15 protein-coding genes are annotated in these 15,012 nt (G+C 57.0%); 6 read left to right on the top strand and 9 right to left on the bottom strand.

The window, feature by feature from the left end:
* Nucleotides 1–175 precede the first annotated feature (175 nt).
* The 3 genes from dacB to ABJM11_RS13420 all read left to right on the top strand — a co-directional run bounded on the left by dacB (nucleotide 176) and on the right by ABJM11_RS13420 (nucleotide 3,217).
* Nucleotides 176–1,741 carry a D-alanyl-D-alanine carboxypeptidase/D-alanyl-D-alanine-endopeptidase gene (dacB, locus tag ABJM11_RS13430; protein WP_407069995.1) on the top strand — a complete coding sequence of 522 codons (1,566 nt, stop codon included), beginning with the start codon at nucleotides 176–178 and terminating at the stop codon, nucleotides 1,739–1,741.
* 265 nt (nucleotides 1,742–2,006) lie between these two features.
* Nucleotides 2,007–2,381: a DUF4398 domain-containing protein gene (locus ABJM11_RS13425; RefSeq protein WP_348296388.1), complete on the top strand. Its 375-nt coding sequence runs from the start codon at nucleotides 2,007–2,009 to the stop codon at nucleotides 2,379–2,381.
* A gap of 26 nt (nucleotides 2,382–2,407) precedes the next feature.
* On the top strand, nucleotides 2,408–3,217 hold the full coding sequence (locus ABJM11_RS13420; RefSeq protein WP_348296387.1) for an OmpA family protein: 810 nt from the start codon (nucleotides 2,408–2,410) through the stop codon (nucleotides 3,215–3,217).
* 131 nt (nucleotides 3,218–3,348) lie between these two features.
* Here the strand turns inward: ABJM11_RS13420 and ABJM11_RS13415 are convergent, their stop codons facing one another.
* Nucleotides 3,349–4,770, bottom strand: coding sequence for a DUF4397 domain-containing protein (locus ABJM11_RS13415; RefSeq protein WP_348296386.1), 1,422 nt, complete (start codon nucleotides 4,768–4,770; stop codon nucleotides 3,349–3,351).
* A gap of 214 nt (nucleotides 4,771–4,984) precedes the next feature.
* On the opposite strand from ABJM11_RS13415, the gene ABJM11_RS13410 reads away from it, so the two are divergent.
* On the top strand, nucleotides 4,985–5,854 hold the full coding sequence (locus ABJM11_RS13410; protein WP_348296385.1) for a DUF6279 family lipoprotein: 870 nt from the start codon (nucleotides 4,985–4,987) through the stop codon (nucleotides 5,852–5,854).
* Nucleotides 5,855–5,856: 2 nt separating this feature from the next.
* Here the strand turns inward: ABJM11_RS13410 and ABJM11_RS13405 are convergent, their stop codons facing one another.
* From ABJM11_RS13405 to ABJM11_RS13385, 5 genes are all read right to left on the bottom strand, one after another.
* Nucleotides 5,857–6,627 carry an SDR family oxidoreductase gene (locus ABJM11_RS13405; protein WP_348296384.1) on the bottom strand — a complete coding sequence of 257 codons (771 nt, stop codon included), beginning with the start codon at nucleotides 6,625–6,627 and terminating at the stop codon, nucleotides 5,857–5,859.
* A gap of 13 nt (nucleotides 6,628–6,640) precedes the next feature.
* On the bottom strand, nucleotides 6,641–7,330 hold the full coding sequence (locus ABJM11_RS13400; protein WP_348296383.1) for a histidine phosphatase family protein: 690 nt from the start codon (nucleotides 7,328–7,330) through the stop codon (nucleotides 6,641–6,643).
* Nucleotides 7,330–8,394, bottom strand: coding sequence for a phosphotransferase family protein (locus ABJM11_RS13395; protein WP_348296382.1), 1,065 nt, complete (start codon nucleotides 8,392–8,394; stop codon nucleotides 7,330–7,332). The genes ABJM11_RS13400 and ABJM11_RS13395 overlap by 1 nt, the downstream gene beginning before the upstream one ends.
* A gap of 158 nt (nucleotides 8,395–8,552) precedes the next feature.
* Nucleotides 8,553–9,368: an SDR family oxidoreductase gene (locus ABJM11_RS13390; RefSeq protein ID WP_348296381.1), complete on the bottom strand. Its 816-nt coding sequence runs from the start codon at nucleotides 9,366–9,368 to the stop codon at nucleotides 8,553–8,555.
* A 341-nt stretch (nucleotides 9,369–9,709) separates the two neighbouring features.
* Nucleotides 9,710–10,921: an acyl-CoA dehydrogenase family protein gene (locus ABJM11_RS13385; protein WP_348296529.1), complete on the bottom strand. Its 1,212-nt coding sequence runs from the start codon at nucleotides 10,919–10,921 to the stop codon at nucleotides 9,710–9,712.
* Between the two features lie 120 nt (nucleotides 10,922–11,041).
* On the opposite strand from ABJM11_RS13385, the gene ABJM11_RS13380 reads away from it, so the two are divergent.
* The gene (locus tag ABJM11_RS13380; protein WP_348296380.1) at nucleotides 11,042–11,935 is read left to right on the top strand and encodes a LysR family transcriptional regulator; all 894 of its coding nucleotides are present in this window, start codon (nucleotides 11,042–11,044) and stop codon (nucleotides 11,933–11,935) included.
* A gap of 9 nt (nucleotides 11,936–11,944) precedes the next feature.
* Here ABJM11_RS13380 and ABJM11_RS13375 read toward each other — a convergent pair whose 3' ends face one another.
* Together ABJM11_RS13375 and ABJM11_RS13370 are read right to left on the bottom strand one after the other, a co-directional pair.
* Nucleotides 11,945–12,301, bottom strand: a complete 357-nt coding sequence (locus ABJM11_RS13375; RefSeq protein WP_348296379.1) for a hypothetical protein — start codon at nucleotides 12,299–12,301, stop codon at nucleotides 11,945–11,947.
* A gap of 21 nt (nucleotides 12,302–12,322) precedes the next feature.
* The gene (locus ABJM11_RS13370; RefSeq protein ID WP_348296378.1) at nucleotides 12,323–13,090 is read right to left on the bottom strand and encodes an EAL domain-containing protein; all 768 of its coding nucleotides are present in this window, start codon (nucleotides 13,088–13,090) and stop codon (nucleotides 12,323–12,325) included.
* A 194-nt stretch (nucleotides 13,091–13,284) separates the two neighbouring features.
* On the opposite strand from ABJM11_RS13370, the gene ABJM11_RS13365 reads away from it, so the two are divergent.
* On the top strand, nucleotides 13,285–14,436 hold the full coding sequence (locus ABJM11_RS13365) for an isocitrate/isopropylmalate family dehydrogenase (RefSeq protein ID WP_348296377.1): 1,152 nt from the start codon (nucleotides 13,285–13,287) through the stop codon (nucleotides 14,434–14,436).
* Here ABJM11_RS13365 and ABJM11_RS13360 read toward each other — a convergent pair whose 3' ends face one another.
* Entirely contained in the window at nucleotides 14,437–15,006 is a 570-nt protein-coding gene (locus ABJM11_RS13360) for a DUF1439 domain-containing protein (RefSeq protein ID WP_348296376.1), read from the bottom strand. It abuts the gene before it with no gap.
* Between the last annotated feature and the right edge of the window lie 6 nt (nucleotides 15,007–15,012).

The following is a 15,012-nucleotide window of genomic DNA, read 5'->3' as shown; positions in this document are numbered from 1 at the left end:
GTTGTCCGATCGCTAACCTGTTGATTAGCATAGAGCACTTACATCTGCTAACAAAAATGCTGTATAAACAACGACACTACTGGCATTTTTTAACGTCATGTAGAGCCTTTCCACATAGTATGACCGTCAATTTTGGGCTATCGTTAGTGCATCTGGAATTAATGAGCGCTGCACCATGCTGTTGAAGGCAATAAGCCATCCCGACAAGTCGTATAATGGAACTGCCCGCCAGCATGGTCGAGTGCTTTCGCGAGTGCTCGCCTCAGTGATGGCAGCCATGCTTTCGTTCAATATTGCTTACGCTGATGGTCCGGCCGCCAGCTCCAAGAAAACCTGGAGCAACCAGGTGCGGGATTATGCCTTCCAGTCACTGAATGACGAGCACGCACTGAGCATGGCCGCCATCCCCCTGAACGGTCCCGGCATCGAGCAGTATATTAATGCCGACGCGCTGATGAGCCCCGGTTCCATTATCAAGCTGATTACGACCTACGCAGCACTGGAAACCCTGGGACCCACCTATAGCTGGGACACCAACTTCTATACCGACGGTGAGCTCGTTGGCGATACGCTCAACGGCAACTTATACGTTGATATGGGCGGCGATCCGAAACTGACCATCGAACGCCTGTGGAGCACTCTGAACGAGCTTCGCGGCATGGGCATCAGCGCCATCAACGGCAACCTGGTGCTCGATGGAGACGTCTTCAGCCTGGCAGACGGGCTGCCCGTGTTCGACGACAATGGCGACAATCCCCACGCGCCCTTTCTGGTTCAGCCCTCCCCCTATCTCACCAACCTTAACCTGGTGCACTTCCAGGTGCGGGCCGATGAGCGTGGCACCCAGGCCTGGAGCGCGCCTTCTCTGAACGATGTTGTCATCGACAACCGGGTAACGGCTTTAGCTGAAGGGCCCTGCCCTTCACGCAGAAACTTCAACTGGGAGCCTGTCTTCCATGAAGATCATCGGGTAACGGTCAGGGTTACCGGTAAATTGCCCCAGGGTTGTCGCACCACGGCGTATCTGTCTGTGCTGCCCCATGAACAATACACAGCGTCGCTGATACGCTCACTGCTCGCTGATATGGGCATTGAGATCAGCGGCAAGAGCCTGCTTGCCAGCACACCGGAAGACGCCCGGCTGTTTCTGAGAACCACCTCGCCCGACCTGGTCACCATGGTGCGCGACATCAACAAGTGGAGCAGTAATGTCATGGCCCGCCAGCTGTTGCTGACTATTGGCTCGGAGTTCCGGCTGGATGAAGACGAAGATGACCGGGTTGCCGGCATACGCGTGATCTATCAGTGGCTCCAGGACAAAGGCATCAATACTGCCGGGATGGTTATTGATAACGGTGCTGGCCTGACCCGTCACGGCCGTATCACTGCCCGCCAGGGTGCCCAGATTCTTCAGCATGCCTGGAACAGCGACTACTCAGCCGATCTGATGGCCTCCATGCCACTGATTGCAATGGACGGCACCATGGCCAGAAGGCTCAGGAACAGTGGCCTTGACGGCAAAGGGCGCATCAAGACCGGTTATCTGGAAAATGTCCGCTCTATCGCCGGCTTCACGCGGGACGATACCGATACCACCTGGGCCATTGTCGGCATGGTCAATAATGACCCCGCCTGGAACGGTCAGGCGGTACTGGACCGTATTATCTATTCCCTGCACCACCGCCCGCCCACCGGAACAACGCTCTCCCAGGCGCCATCCAGTGGCACCGAGATTCGCTGAGCCGGCACCTCACCGTCTCAGCCCAGCCCTTCGGGCAGCAGTTTACGCGCAACCCCGTGCTGTGATGGCTTCCAGTTAACCCAGACTTTTATGTCCATACCGTCATGCCCGATTCTGAACCAGCTGCTAACCTTAGGCGTAACGGCAACAAGACATTCTGGTTGGAGAGCGTGGTCCCGGCTGAAGGGTGTTCCGTTTACAGAAATGTCTACTCGAGTCCGGGCGAGACACACATTTATCGCCCCTCACTGTAAGGAGATAGTGCATGAACAAGCATACTTCGATGTTAGGCGCTGCCGGCGTTCTTGGCATTGCTGTCGTTGCGGGTGGCTGTGCCAGTTCTGTGGAGCGGCCAGACCAGCAAAAGCAATCTGCCGAGTCTGCCATCCAGCAGGCAGTCTCTTCGGATGCCAGAGACTACGAGCCAATCCTACTGAACGAGGCACAGAACAGGGTGGCCGACGCTGAAGAACTGATAGAGGCAGAGAAATATCTGGAGGCTACCCGCCTTCTGGAAAAGGCTTCTGTCGATGCAAAGCTTGCCGGCGCACGATCAGAGACCGCAAAGGCACAGCAGGCGGTTGAAGAGATCAATAGCAACATTGAGGCGCTTCGCCAAAGAATCGAAGAAAGCCAGTAAGACCTCAGCGCAAAAAGGAGATTGTTATGAACAAGCGCAACATGACTTTAGGCATGGCAGTGAGCTTTTCTGTCTTGATGGCCGGCTGTGCCATGACACCCGAAGACAACCAGAAAGTGAATGAGGCACGAGCTGCCTATGATCAGATCAAGGACGACCCAAATGTCGCCCGCAGTGGTGATCGTCAGCTAAGAAGCGCCCAGCAGCAGCTGTCCCGAGCGGAATCCCTGCTGGAGGAAGGCGCGGAGATCGACAAGATAGAGCATGCTGCCTACCTTGCCAACCGCCACGCGCAGATTGCCGCCGAAGAGGGGAAGCGCGCTGAATTGCAGCAACAGATCAATTCCGCGGAGGAGCGGCGCCGAGAGCTGGAACTGCAGATGAGCTCGCAGAAAGCGGCCCAGGCCAGACGGGAAGCTGAAGAGCTCCGCCTGCAAATGGAAGCCATGCAGGCCGAGCAAACCGACCGGGGCATGGTTCTCACACTCGGAGACGTTCTGTTCGATCTCAACCGGGCCGAACTGAAATCTTCCGGCGAAGCGACCGTTCGACGACTGGCGGAGTTCATGAAGGAATATGAAGAACGCCGGGTGCGCGTGGAAGGCTATACCGACAGCACCGGCGAGGCATCCTACAACCAGGGGCTGTCAGAACGCCGGGCAGAATCGGTACGTGATGCTCTGGTCGGCATGGGTATCAGCCGGGATCGGGTAGAAACAAAAGGATTTGGCGAAGAATACCCGGTGGCCACTAATGACACATCTGGCGGCCGGCAACAGAACCGCCGGGTGGAGATTGTCATCTCCGATGAGGAAGGCAATATCGAAACCCGTTAACGGCAATGATTCATCAAGTTGTTGTCCAAAAAAAGCCCCGGCTGGAGAGCCGGGGCCGAGGGTCTCACCAATGTGAGGAATCAACGCTTTAACAAGATGCTAAGGGATTTACGTTATTCTTCTCCACTGGATCAGTTTGACTGCGGAATGAAATCGTCCAGTAAGGTAACCGTGGCAACGCTGGCCGCATCAAGATTGGCACGGGCCACTGCACCATATACCCCTCCGGCTTCCAGTGTCAGGCTGCCAGACTTGAACAACTCGTTACCGTCCGGGTCGGTAACGAAGACCACGTATTCGTCCGCTGCGACCTGCAGGTAGCCTGAAGAATTCCCGTATTCAAAAGCCGGCAAGGCGGGCTCCGCATTTCCGATCACGGTATCCACAACCCCCGTATCTGCAGTGGGCACCAGATACACGTTCACAAGCGGTGCTTCCACGGCACCATGGATGACCCGCAGTTTCGCTGCGGTCGCGATGCGGCGATTGTCATCCGGGAACACCAGCGGCTCAATCGCCGTGCTGGTCGACCCTGCTGCCAGGATTGTCAGCAACTGTCCATTCGCGAAGTCGATAGTTTCGTCAATTACCGCATCAGTGCCGCCAGTCGCGGTTATAGCCAAGCGGTTCTCGCCCACCTCCAGGCCCACGTATGAGCCCGTGGATGCGACTGCGGGGACTGTTTCACCGAATGCCAGCGCAGTAACGGCGGGGGTTCCGCCCGGTTCGGTGTTCAGATACACATCCACGTCACCGGCATCGGAGGAATTGTGCGCTGCGCGCAAGCCGGCGCCGGTATTCGCATCCAGGAGTTCAAGAGCTTCACTGCCGTCAATCACGAGAAGGCTGACAGGTGAATCACCAAACACAGCATTGTCGATTGCCCCAACCAACAGATCCGCCCCGGACGCCAGTGGCACATCACCACTGTCGTATACAACCACATCACTGTTTTCCGGTGTGACCCGGATACGATAGGTATCGGCACCCACTTCCAGGGGGCCTACGTTTTCGCCGAAAGAAAAGCTGAAATTGGGATCAGCCGGGAGAGCATCTCCCGCCGAGGCCGGCGTCAGGTAAACATCGACAGCCCCGCCAGCGGCCTGCTGGGCGTCTGGCGACAGATGAGCCACCCGAAGCCGCACAGAACCCGGATCACTGCGTTCACCATTGTCCGAAAGCACGATGGGAGCGACGGTATCAGCACCGACGCTGCCGGAGGCAATGATGTCGTACTTTATGCCCTCCTCAAATGTCAGATCAGCAGGCCCGATTACCGTAACCGTTTCTGACCCCGGAAGCAGTCCGTCGACTGTCACGGAGTAGCTTCCGACCGCAGGGTTGAGGATTGCAGCCTGTTTGAAATCGGCACCCGCAACCGCAACGTCGCCATCAATGCCTACATTAACCGCGGGCGCATCAGAAACGCCATGAATCACGCGGACCTGGGTTGTGATCGGTGCAGGATCGGAGGAACTACTGGAACCATCGAAACAACCCGCAAGCACTATGGAACCTGCGACCACTAACGGTAATGCATACTTACTTGTCATTGTTCTGCTCCTTCGATGCAGATGAGTCTTTGAGATATGCAAACGTGGTTCGAACCTGCACAGATTCAGTCCCTGACCTGTACGTAAATGCAACTTACGGCTGTGCGCTAAAATCGGATTCACGAAATTTGACAATTACCCTGGTTGTTCGTGAACTCCATCTGAAAGCCGTCGATCAACGTATGGTTCAGGATACTTATCAGGGCAGGAACTCATGGGCCGCTATCTATTCATTACATTATTAAGCCTGCTGGTACTGGGAGGGTGCAGCTCCACCAAGCTGGCATACCGCTATGCGGACTGGGGCATTGTCTGGTGGGTGGATGACTACATTCCGATGACCGCCGAGCAGGAATCCCTCCTGGAACGCGACGTACGGAACCTTCGCCAGTGGCATTGCAGCGCGGAGCTGCCGGAGTACTCCCAATGGCTTACCCGGCTCAAGAGTGACGTACGTTCCGGCGAAATCGAAGAAGCCACAGTGGCCTGGCATCAGGAAAAACTGTTTTCGTTCTTCCCGCCACTGATGGACCGGGCCCGACCCACTGCCGTGCGGCTTCTGTCGAGTCTGAGCGATGAACAGGTCCGCCAGCTGGCTGCGAACATGAAAGACAGTCAGCAGGAGCTGGAAGCAGAGTTTCTGGCAGACAACCCGGAACAGACCCAGGCAGCCCGGGCAGAGCGCACCACGGAGCGAGTCGAGCGTTGGCTGGGTCCATTGAATGACACTCAGCGTGAAATCGTCAGCAGATGGTCAGAAGCTCGGGGAAAACAGACGGAAATCTGGCTGGAAGGCCGGCGCAACTGGCAGGAGGCGTTGCTGGATGCCCTGGAAGTGCGGGACAGCGACAGTTTTAGCGACCGTATCGCTTACCTGATCGAAAACAACGAAGAAGTCCGGGGCGAGAGGTATCAGCAGATGATGGCAGAAAGCCGGATTGCCATAGTGCAACTGATGACAGACCTTTTACAGCAGGCGGATCAACGCCATCTTGATCATCTGTTGGAGCGGGCTGCCGAATTGCAGGGAGACTTCGATACCCTCGCCTGTGTCGGCGAGGATACCGGCAATGCCAGCAGCTGACATCAGATGGTCAGGTAGCCACCATCGACATTGATGCAGGTGCCCGTTGTATAGCTGGAGGCACCGGAGGCCAGATAAAGAACGGTGCCCGCCATCTCGTCCGGATCCGCAACCCGCTTCATGGGAATGTGGGCCATGGCCTGTTTCTTGATCGCTTCGTTGCTGGTCAGCGCACTGGCGAATTTGGTGTCGGTCAGTCCCGGCAGCAACGCATTGACCCGCACGTTCTGTTGTCCCAGTTCCATGGCAAACGATTTGGTCATGGAAATAACCGCTGCCTTGGTCACCGAATAGATGCCCTGGAAATGCCCCGGATTCACCCCGTTCACAGACGCCACGTTGATAATGGAACCACCGCCATTCTTCTTCATGATCTGCGCGCCGCGGGCACACATGAAGAAGTAACCGCGAATATTTACGTCCACGGTCTTGTGGTAGGCCCCCAGGTCGGTGTCCTCGATCGGGCCGAAATAGGGATTGGCCGCTGCGTTGTTCACCAGTATATCCAGCTTGCCGTGCTTTGATTCGATGTGCTGCCAGATATTTTCAATCTGGTCCATTTCACCGATGTGACAGGCATAGGCCTCGGCGCTGCCACCCGCCTCGCGGATGCTCCCGGCTACGGCCTCACAGCCATCAATCTTGCGGCTGCTGACGATCACGTGGGCACCGTAACCCGCCAGGGTGCGGGCGATGCTCTCACCAATACCACGGCTGGCGCCGGTAATCAGGGCCACTTTGCCGTTCAGGTCAAACAGGTCTTGCTTGCTCATTCTTCACCTCACTTTATCGAAAGGTCACCAGGGAGGCGTCTTCCGCCTCAAGATGACTGTAATTATTGAACACCGCGAGGCTACGCCGCGCCCCTGAATGCAGGATGCGGGTGACGCTGGTGTTGGCAATGACGGAGTTCATGTCCAGTGCCTTGTGGTCACTCAGTTGCAGCAGGTGCTGGGCGATAACGGCAATGGGGCCGCCGGAGGTGGACACCAGGGTATCACCGCCGTCTGAGTATTCGATCAGTTGCTCCAGGGAGGTGATCACCCTTTCGCGGAAATCGACCCAGGTTTCTGCGTACTCGTCATCGTAGTCGCCCCCCACCCAGCGAACCATGGCTTCCTCGAAGACCTGCTGGAACGCCCTCGCGGGTTTCGGAAACGCCGCCAGGTCCCGCGCCATACGCTCACGATCTTCCCACTCCGGGCGCAGGCGCTCGACCACCTGGGTATGGTCAAACTCGTTGAAGCCTTCCACTGCCTGCATGTCAGGGAGAGTGTCACCGTAGCCACTGGTAATGGCTTCCACGGTTTCCCGGTGGCGCTCCATATTGCCGCCAAACACAGCATTAGGGGCGACCTTGCCTGCGAGCCAGCGGCCCAGAACCCGGCCCTGCTCCCAGCCCCGGGGCGACAACTGGTCGTAGTTTTCCTCACCGAAACTGGCCTGCCCGTGGCGAATCAGATAGATCGTTGCCATTACAGGTCGCTCGTCTCGATCAGCCGCTGACAGCGCTTTTCCAGGTAATTGGCCGCATGACCGAACGCGGCAAAACGCTTGTCTGTGGTCTGGCCATGGTAATAGCGGTAATAGATCTGCTGGACAATCACCGCCAGCCGGAACAGGCCGTAGATTTCATAGAAGTCGAAGTTGTCGATTTTCAGGCCAGACTTCTCGGCGTAGTAAGCGACCACTTCCTGGCGGGTCAGCATGCCGGGTTGATGCGTGGGCTGGCGACGAAGCATCTGGAACGGGCCTTCGTCGTCCGCCTCGATCCAGTAGGCCAGGCTGTTGCCCAGGTCCATCAGTGGATCACCGATAGTCGCCATTTCCCAGTCCAGAACGCCGATCACCTCAAACGGGTTGTCCGGGTTCAACACCACATTGTCGAAACGGTAGTCGTTGTGAATCACCACCTGGGCGACATCGTCCGGCATCTTGTCATTCAGCCACTTCATGACTGTCTCGAAGTCACCCACGTCATCGGTTTTTGCTTTTCGGAAGCGATCACTCCAGCCGCCAATCTGGCGCTGTACGTAACCGGCCCCCTTACCCAGCCTGTCCAGGCCAGTGGCCCTGGCGTCCACGTTATGCAGGTCCACCAGCTTGTCGATCACATTCAGGCACAGCTTGCGTGTATCTGCCTCACTGAGCTCGAAGTCCTTGGGGAAATCCTGACGCAGGATGATGCCTTTCAGCCGCTCCATCACGTAGAAATCACAGCCCAGAACGTCGTGATCGTCGCAGATGGCAACAATATTCGGTACGTACGGAAACTCGGGCTTGAGGGCCTGCATCACCTTCGCTTCCCGCAGCATGTCGTGGGCGGATTTGGCGATATGGCCGAAGGGGGGACGCCGTAATACGTAGGAACGGTCGCCGTAATCCACCTGATAGGTCAGATTGGAAGCACCGCCGGGATACTGTTTGATATCCGGCTGGCCTTCCAGGTCCGGAATGGCCTGTTTCATGAAGCCGTCAACAGCCGCGACATCCAGCTCTTCGCCTTCACGGATATCAACAGCCTGGTCGATCTGGGTCATTCGCCTCTCCTTTACTATCCAGACGTCAGCAAGTGAGCAGGTCTTTCCAGAACACGCTGTAAATACGTCCCTGTACGCTCGGCCTCCGCCATCCATGGCTTCGGACGGTTCTGGAAAGACCTGCCCCCTTACTTCCTGATTCTGTGTTAAATGGTGACTTAAGCCTTACCGCCCATTTTTTTCATCCAACGCTTGCTCTCCTGATGCATCAACCAGTCAAACGCCTTGGGCGCGTGGCGCTTGAGCATCCACATGCGGCGTTCTTTGGCGTGGGGCAGCACCCAGAAGTCACCCTTTTCTACCGAGCGGATAATGTCGTCCGCCACATCCTCAGCGGTGATGGTGGAACGTTTCATCAGTTTGTTGACGTTCTGCTGAATGCCTGGAATATCCGACCGCATGCTGCTGGTCAGGTTGGTCTGGAAGAACGCCGGGCATACGCAGCTGACGTGTATGCCGGAGTCTCTCAGTTCCTGGCTCAGGGTTTCCGAGAGCGCAATCACACCCGCCTTGGATACATTGTAGCTATCCATCAGCGGTGCGAGCATGAGCCCTGCCATGGAGGCGATATTCACAAACGCACCGGCGCCCTGCTTCTTGAACTGCGGCGTAAAGGCCTTGCAGCCGCGAACCACGCCCAACACGTTGATGTCCAAGATCCATTCCCAGTCGGCCATGGTGGTGTCTTCAATGGAGCCTGCGGAGGCAACGCCGGCGTTGTTGATGACAACGTCCACCCCACCCCATTTACTGGTCAGTTCAGCACAGATTTTCTCCAGATCGGTCAGCCTGCGTACATCGCACTCAACGAAGTAACCTTCACCACCAGCATTGTTGATCTCCTGCTCTACGGCAACCCCCTGCTCCGGGTTAATATCACCAATGCAGACCCTGGCCCCTTTCTTGGCATACCTCAAAGCAATTGCCCGGCCCAGGCCGCTGGCCCCGCCGGTTATAAATACTCGCTGTGTCATCTGTGTTTCACCGTTGTCTTAGTTATCTGAGTTCGTTTTTTTCTGAATCCGTGCAAGAGCCGTCAATGGGGCGACCCATCGACGGCTCCCAGACCAGTGAGTTAACCGCTTCACTCTCAAAATATGATCACGTTATTTGAACCGGCCTTGGTCTCACATACCGACTCCCTGAGTTAGCATGGGATGGCGGGAGGATGGTTCAGAAACTGTACGGAGCCATGGATGGCGGAGTCCAAGCGTCACATGGATGTGCCGAAGGAGCGTGTTTCTGAACCATCCTCCCGCCGGCCCCAGGCACCCAATCAGGAGGCCGCGCTTTAAAGGTCCACGGCACCGAAACATCAGTTCCGGTATTTAGCCAGCTCCAACCGGGCAACCATCGCACGGTGAACCTCATCCGGTCCATCGGCCAGGCGCAGAACCCGCGCATAGGCAAACAGCTGGGTCAGCGGGAAATCGTCGTCGCTGACCCCCGCACCACCGTGAATCTGAATAGCATCGTCCACAATCTGCTGAAGCATCTTCGGAATAACCGCCTTGATCATCGACACTTCCTGCAAAGCGCCCGATATACCCTTGGTGTCCAGCGCCCAGGCGCATTTCAAAGTCAGCAAACGCGCCTGCTCAATCGACATACGCGCGTTGGCGATGATATCCGGGTTACCACCCAGTTTGGCGATAGGGCGACCGAAGGCCTCACGGCTGGTGGCACGCTTGATCAGCAGCTCCAGGGTACGTTCCGCCGCGCCAATGGCTCGCATACAGTGGTGTACGCGGCCTGGTCCGAGACGGCCTTGTGCGATTTCAAAACCGCGGCCCGGGCCGGCGATGAAGGCGCTCTTTGGCAGGCGCACATTCTCAAAAGACACTACACCGTGGCCGTAGGGCTCATCGTAAGCACCGAACACAGGCAGCATGCGTTCGATTTTCACACCCGGGGTATCCAGCGGTACCAGCACCATGGAGTGGCGGCGGTGCTTGTGAGCCTCCGGGTCGGTCAGACCCATGAAGATGGCCACCTTGCAGTCCGGATGGCCAACGCCGGTGCTCCACCATTTGCGACCATTGAGCACGACTTCGTCACCTTCCACAATGGCGGTTGCTTCCATGTTGGTGGCATCCGAGGATGCAACGCCAGGCTCAGTCATACAGAAGGCGGAGCGCACTTCACCACTTTGCAGACGGGGCAGCCATTCGGCTTTCTGCTCCTCGGAGCCGTAGTGAATCAGCACTTCCATGTTGCCCGTGTCCGGCGCGTTGCAGTTGAAGATTTCCGGGGCGATGAAGCTGCGGCCCGTTTCCTCAGCAATCAGGGCATAGTCAGAATTCAGCAGGCCACAGCCGTTTTTCTCGTCCGGGAAAAACATGTTCCACAGGCCCTGGGCTTTGGCCTTTTCCTTCAGTTCCGTGATGACAGGCAGTACAACCCAGCGGTTTTCCTGCGCCATCAGTTCCTTGTGATACTGCTCTTCAATGGGGAAGATTTCCTCCTTCATGAAGGTTTTGACGCGCTTGAGATAGTCCTGGCCTTTCTCGGAAATATTGAAATCCATCGCCGTGTCCTCGTGGTTAAACCGGTATGGCATCAGTCTAGATTTCTCCTAACTATTACGCGACTGAATTATTCTTATCCTTTATCATAAAAGCTGCTTATTCGCTAACAGGAGGTGCCCGTGGCACTCAACCGGCTGGATCTGAACCTGCTCCATGTATTCGACACCATTTACCGGGAAGGCAGTCTGACCCGGGCAGCTCGGGCCCTGCACCTTACGCAGCCGGCGGTCAGTCATTCCCTGTCCCGGCTGCGTGAGCATTTCGATGACCCCCTGTTCAGCCGCCAGGGCAACCAGATGGTGCCGACGCCCCTGGCCCGCCGTTTCCTGGAGTCCATGCGGCCGGGACTGACCCAGATCCAGAGCGCAGTGAATCAGTTTCACGCCTTCGACCCCGCCAACCAGCGCAAAACCTACTCACTGGCGTTGAGGGACATTCTGGAATCTACCTTTCTGCCCAAACTGATGGGTCGACTGGAAAGCTACCCGGAGCTGGAAATCATCAGCCAGAGAGTGCCCCGGCGGGACATGGAAACCCAACTGGCCGCAGGCAAGCTGGATTTTGCGGTGGATGTATTGTTGCCGGTCAGCAATCAGACTGGCCATGATCTGTTGCGGCGGGACCGCCTGGTGGTGCTGGCAAGAAAGGAGCATCCGTTGATCAACGGGGAGCTGACCATGGACAAGTACCTGGAGGCAAAGCACGTGCTTGTGTCATCCCGTTCCGAAGGGCCGGGCATAGAGGATTTCGAGCTGTCGCGTTTCGGAGTGCAGCGAAACATCCGGCTGCGGTGCCAGCATTATTACGCCGCGTGCCGGGTAGCGGAAGGAACCGATCTGCTGTTGACCATGCCAGAAAATTACGCCCAAATTATCGCCGAACGTGCCGATATCGACATTCACACGGCCCCGGCGGACCTGCCTCCTATCGATGTGCACCTTTACTGGCACAAGGCCTACGAACGTGAGCCGGCACTGGTATGGTTCCGGGAACAACTGAACAGCATTGCGTGACCCCTGCCGCTAATAGGCGCCCACCAGTTTCAGAAACCCCAGGAAGCCGGCTGCGGTGATGCCCAGTGACGCGACGACAATACCGAAGCCCCACCAGATCGCTGCAGCGTCCGATACCGGTACGTCATGCCCGCGCAAGGTGCGATAGAAGGCCCAGGGGCCAAGGATGAATGCGCCCACAACGGCGAAAACCAGGCCCACACCTACGCCCGCAAACGTCCAGGTAGCCAGCACGGTGGCGCGGTCAGATACCTGATCCCTGACGCCGTGGCGAAGAAGGAACTGCTTGCAGAAGAACCAGATCAGGGCGAACAGGACTATGACGAAAATAAGTCCGCCAACGATGGTAATCAGGCGATAGAACAAAGTGGATCCTCGAGCGCGTTTCTAACAGGGAAAGTAAGGCTCCGGCAGGCACTCAAACCCGGGCTTGGCGAAGAGATACCCCTGAAACAGCGTAATACCCTGGGACCGCAACCAGAAGTACTCCTCTTTTACTTCCACGCCTTCAGCCACAATTTGCCCACCTAGCTGGTTCATCATGGTGATGATACCAGCAACGACCGCCTGTTTGTTCGGCTCTTTATGAACATCACGCACCAGGGCCATATCGAGCTTAAGCAGGTTCGGCGGACTGGCGATAAGGATGTTGTAGCGTGAATAACCGGCGCCGAAATCGTCCAGAGCCGTATGGAATCCCATTTCCTTATAGGAGTTGATGATACCGACAAGATGCTCCAGCGAAGACAGGTCCTCGGTTTCGATCAGCTCAAATATGATTTTGCGGGTATCAAACTTGTACGTTTGTGCAGCAGCGAGGGTGGTTCTGATGCAATATTCGGGGTTGTACACCGCATTGGGCATGAAGTTGATACTGAGCCTCGTTTCCATGCCCAGACGTGCCGCCAGCTTTACAGCCTTTACCCGGCATATCTGGTCAAAGGAGTAGCGGTTTTTCTCATTGACCCTCGAAAGAACATTGTAGGCGCCCTCACCCCCTGGCCCGCGAACCAGAGCTTCGTAAGCGTAGACACTCTCGTTGGTAATGTCGACGATGGGTTGGAATGCGAAGGTAAATGCGAAATTGAGGCCTTCTCCGCAAGCGCATTGCTCGCAATGAGACTCGTCAAACAAAACGGCAGGCTTATTATTCACTCAAACTCCAGACCAGATTAACAGCTCAATGATCATAACCAGACATCGTCAAACAACAAATTGCACTATAGCCACCAAACCATTGCCGGTAAAACCTGTGTCTTGTTAAATCGTGTGGAATCCCTGTGACACACGACTACACTGGGAACACACGATTCTTTATAAAAGCAAAGCGACCCGAAGGAGTACCCGGAATGGCCCAGAAAATCCGCATCGCCGTCACCCCCGGTGACGGCATCGGCCCTGAAGTGGTTGCCGAGGCAGTTCACTGCATGGAAGCGTTGAGGTCCCGCCACAATCTCCCCCTGGAATGGACCCGTTTCCCCTGGCCATCCCACGCCTGGCATGAAGAAAATGGCGAATCCATGCCGGCCGACGCTCTCGAACAGCTGAAGCAGTACGATGCCATTCTGCTGGGGGCCCTTGGTGACCCCGGTCCGGTCGACGACCCGGAACGCTACCTGTTGCCGGACAGCATTTCCCTGGCGCCACTGCTGGATATGCGCAAGGGCTTTGACCAGTGGGTCTGCGAACGACCAGCCAGGTTGCTACCGGGCGCCCGCCAGTACCTTGCTGACGAACGCGCCAAAGACATCGACATGCTGGTAATACGTGAAAACAGCGAAGGTGAGTATGTAAGTCAGGGCGGCCGCCTCCGCAAGGGGTCACCGGACGAAGTAGCCACCCAGATGGAAGTCTTCACCCGCCGGGCCACCGACCGGATTATCCGCTATGGTTTTGAGCAGGCCCGTCTGAGGGCTGCCGCCCGCGCCGAACAGGGCAGAACCCGCCATTTCCGTACCCTTGATGGAAAAACCTGCGAAAGCCAGGTGTGCATCGTCACCAAACGCAATGCCTTGCGCTACTGGGGGGATATGTACTCAGAGGCCTTCGAGGAAATGGCAAAACAGTACCCGGATGTGGCCACCCACCATGAGCTGGTGGATGCAGCCTGCATGAAGTTTGTTCAGGCCCCCTGGGCTTTCGACGTGGTGGTTGCCAGCAACCTGCAGGGCGACATACTGACCGATCTGGCGGCGGTGCTCTCCGGTGGCATGGGAGTAGCGCCCTCCTGCAACCTGAACCCGGACGACCCAGACATGCCTTCGATGTTCGAACCTACCCACGGGAGCGCGCCGGACATTGCCGGGCAAGGGCTGGCAGACCCCACCGCCATGCTGTTTACCACGGCTCGCATGCTGGACTGGCTGGGGCGGAACAACCCGGCCGTAGCCGAGGCAGGCCGGGAGCTGTTCGATGCCGTCGCCGCGGACCTGGCAGAAAATGCCGGCGCCAGGCGCGGTACCCAGGAAATTGGCAAGGCTGTCCGCGACCGCCTGAAATGACTACTCGGCCATAACAAACTCAAGCCGCCCGGGTGCTACGCGCACGCCCATGGGAACCATTCCGAACATGCGCTGGGTGAAATCCGTTTCATCCAGCCGGTACACCGGCATGGTTTCCAGCATCTGGGCGACCACCCCCATAACCGTGTCGGTTACGGGCTTGAGGTCGCCCCGGAAGTACGGGGACTCAATACTGCTCTCGAGTAACTGCAGACGGCGGATATAGATCGCTTTTTCCTCGCTGTCGTACACCGGGGCACCTTCCACTTTCAGGGCGATATCCACCGGCAGCTTTGCCAGAACGGCATTCAGGGCGACCTGGCCCTGCAGATCAATCACCGCCACGTCACGACCATCCGGCCCCAGGGTGATATCCGCATTGCTAAGATTGAGGCTCAGGGGTGAACCGCTTTGCAACTGCTGGCGATCAAAGTTGCTGACGGTGTCCTGAAGATGGCGCTCCAGTGTGGCCTCCGAGATGGAATAGGGGGAGAGACTGGCACACCCCCCGAGTAACCCCAGGCAAACCAGCAGGAAAACCGATAAAAAACGGGAAGGGATGGTGAACATCAGGGC

Origin of the sequence: Marinobacter sp., assembly GCF_039977835.1 — a bacterium.
Lineage (GTDB): Bacteria > Pseudomonadota > Gammaproteobacteria > Pseudomonadales > Oleiphilaceae > Marinobacter.
This window is presented reverse-complemented; position numbering and strand designations above follow the sequence as displayed.

Excerpts from the sequence above, each read along its gene's own strand:
- dacB (WP_407069995.1), top strand. The coding sequence starts at position 176 with ATGCTGTTGAAGGCAATAAGCCATCCCGACAAGTCGTATAATGGAACT.
- ABJM11_RS13425 (WP_348296388.1), top strand. The coding sequence starts at position 2,007 with ATGAACAAGCATACTTCGATGTTAGGCGCTGCCGGCGTTCTTGGCATT.
- ABJM11_RS13420 (WP_348296387.1), top strand. The coding sequence starts at position 2,408 with ATGAACAAGCGCAACATGACTTTAGGCATGGCAGTGAGCTTTTCTGTC.
- ABJM11_RS13415 (WP_348296386.1), bottom strand. The coding sequence starts at position 4,770 with ATGACAAGTAAGTATGCATTACCGTTAGTGGTCGCAGGTTCCATAGTG.
- ABJM11_RS13410 (WP_348296385.1), top strand. The coding sequence starts at position 4,985 with ATGGGCCGCTATCTATTCATTACATTATTAAGCCTGCTGGTACTGGGA.
- ABJM11_RS13405 (WP_348296384.1), bottom strand. The coding sequence starts at position 6,627 with ATGAGCAAGCAAGACCTGTTTGACCTGAACGGCAAAGTGGCCCTGATT.
- ABJM11_RS13400 (WP_348296383.1), bottom strand. The coding sequence starts at position 7,330 with ATGGCAACGATCTATCTGATTCGCCACGGGCAGGCCAGTTTCGGTGAG.
- ABJM11_RS13395 (WP_348296382.1), bottom strand. The coding sequence starts at position 8,394 with ATGACCCAGATCGACCAGGCTGTTGATATCCGTGAAGGCGAAGAGCTG.
- ABJM11_RS13390 (WP_348296381.1), bottom strand. The coding sequence starts at position 9,368 with ATGACACAGCGAGTATTTATAACCGGCGGGGCCAGCGGCCTGGGCCGG.
- ABJM11_RS13385 (WP_348296529.1), bottom strand. The coding sequence starts at position 10,921 with ATGGATTTCAATATTTCCGAGAAAGGCCAGGACTATCTCAAGCGCGTC.
- ABJM11_RS13365 (WP_348296377.1), top strand. The coding sequence starts at position 13,285 with ATGGCCCAGAAAATCCGCATCGCCGTCACCCCCGGTGACGGCATCGGC.
- ABJM11_RS13360 (WP_348296376.1), bottom strand. The coding sequence starts at position 15,006 with ATGTTCACCATCCCTTCCCGTTTTTTATCGGTTTTCCTGCTGGTTTGC.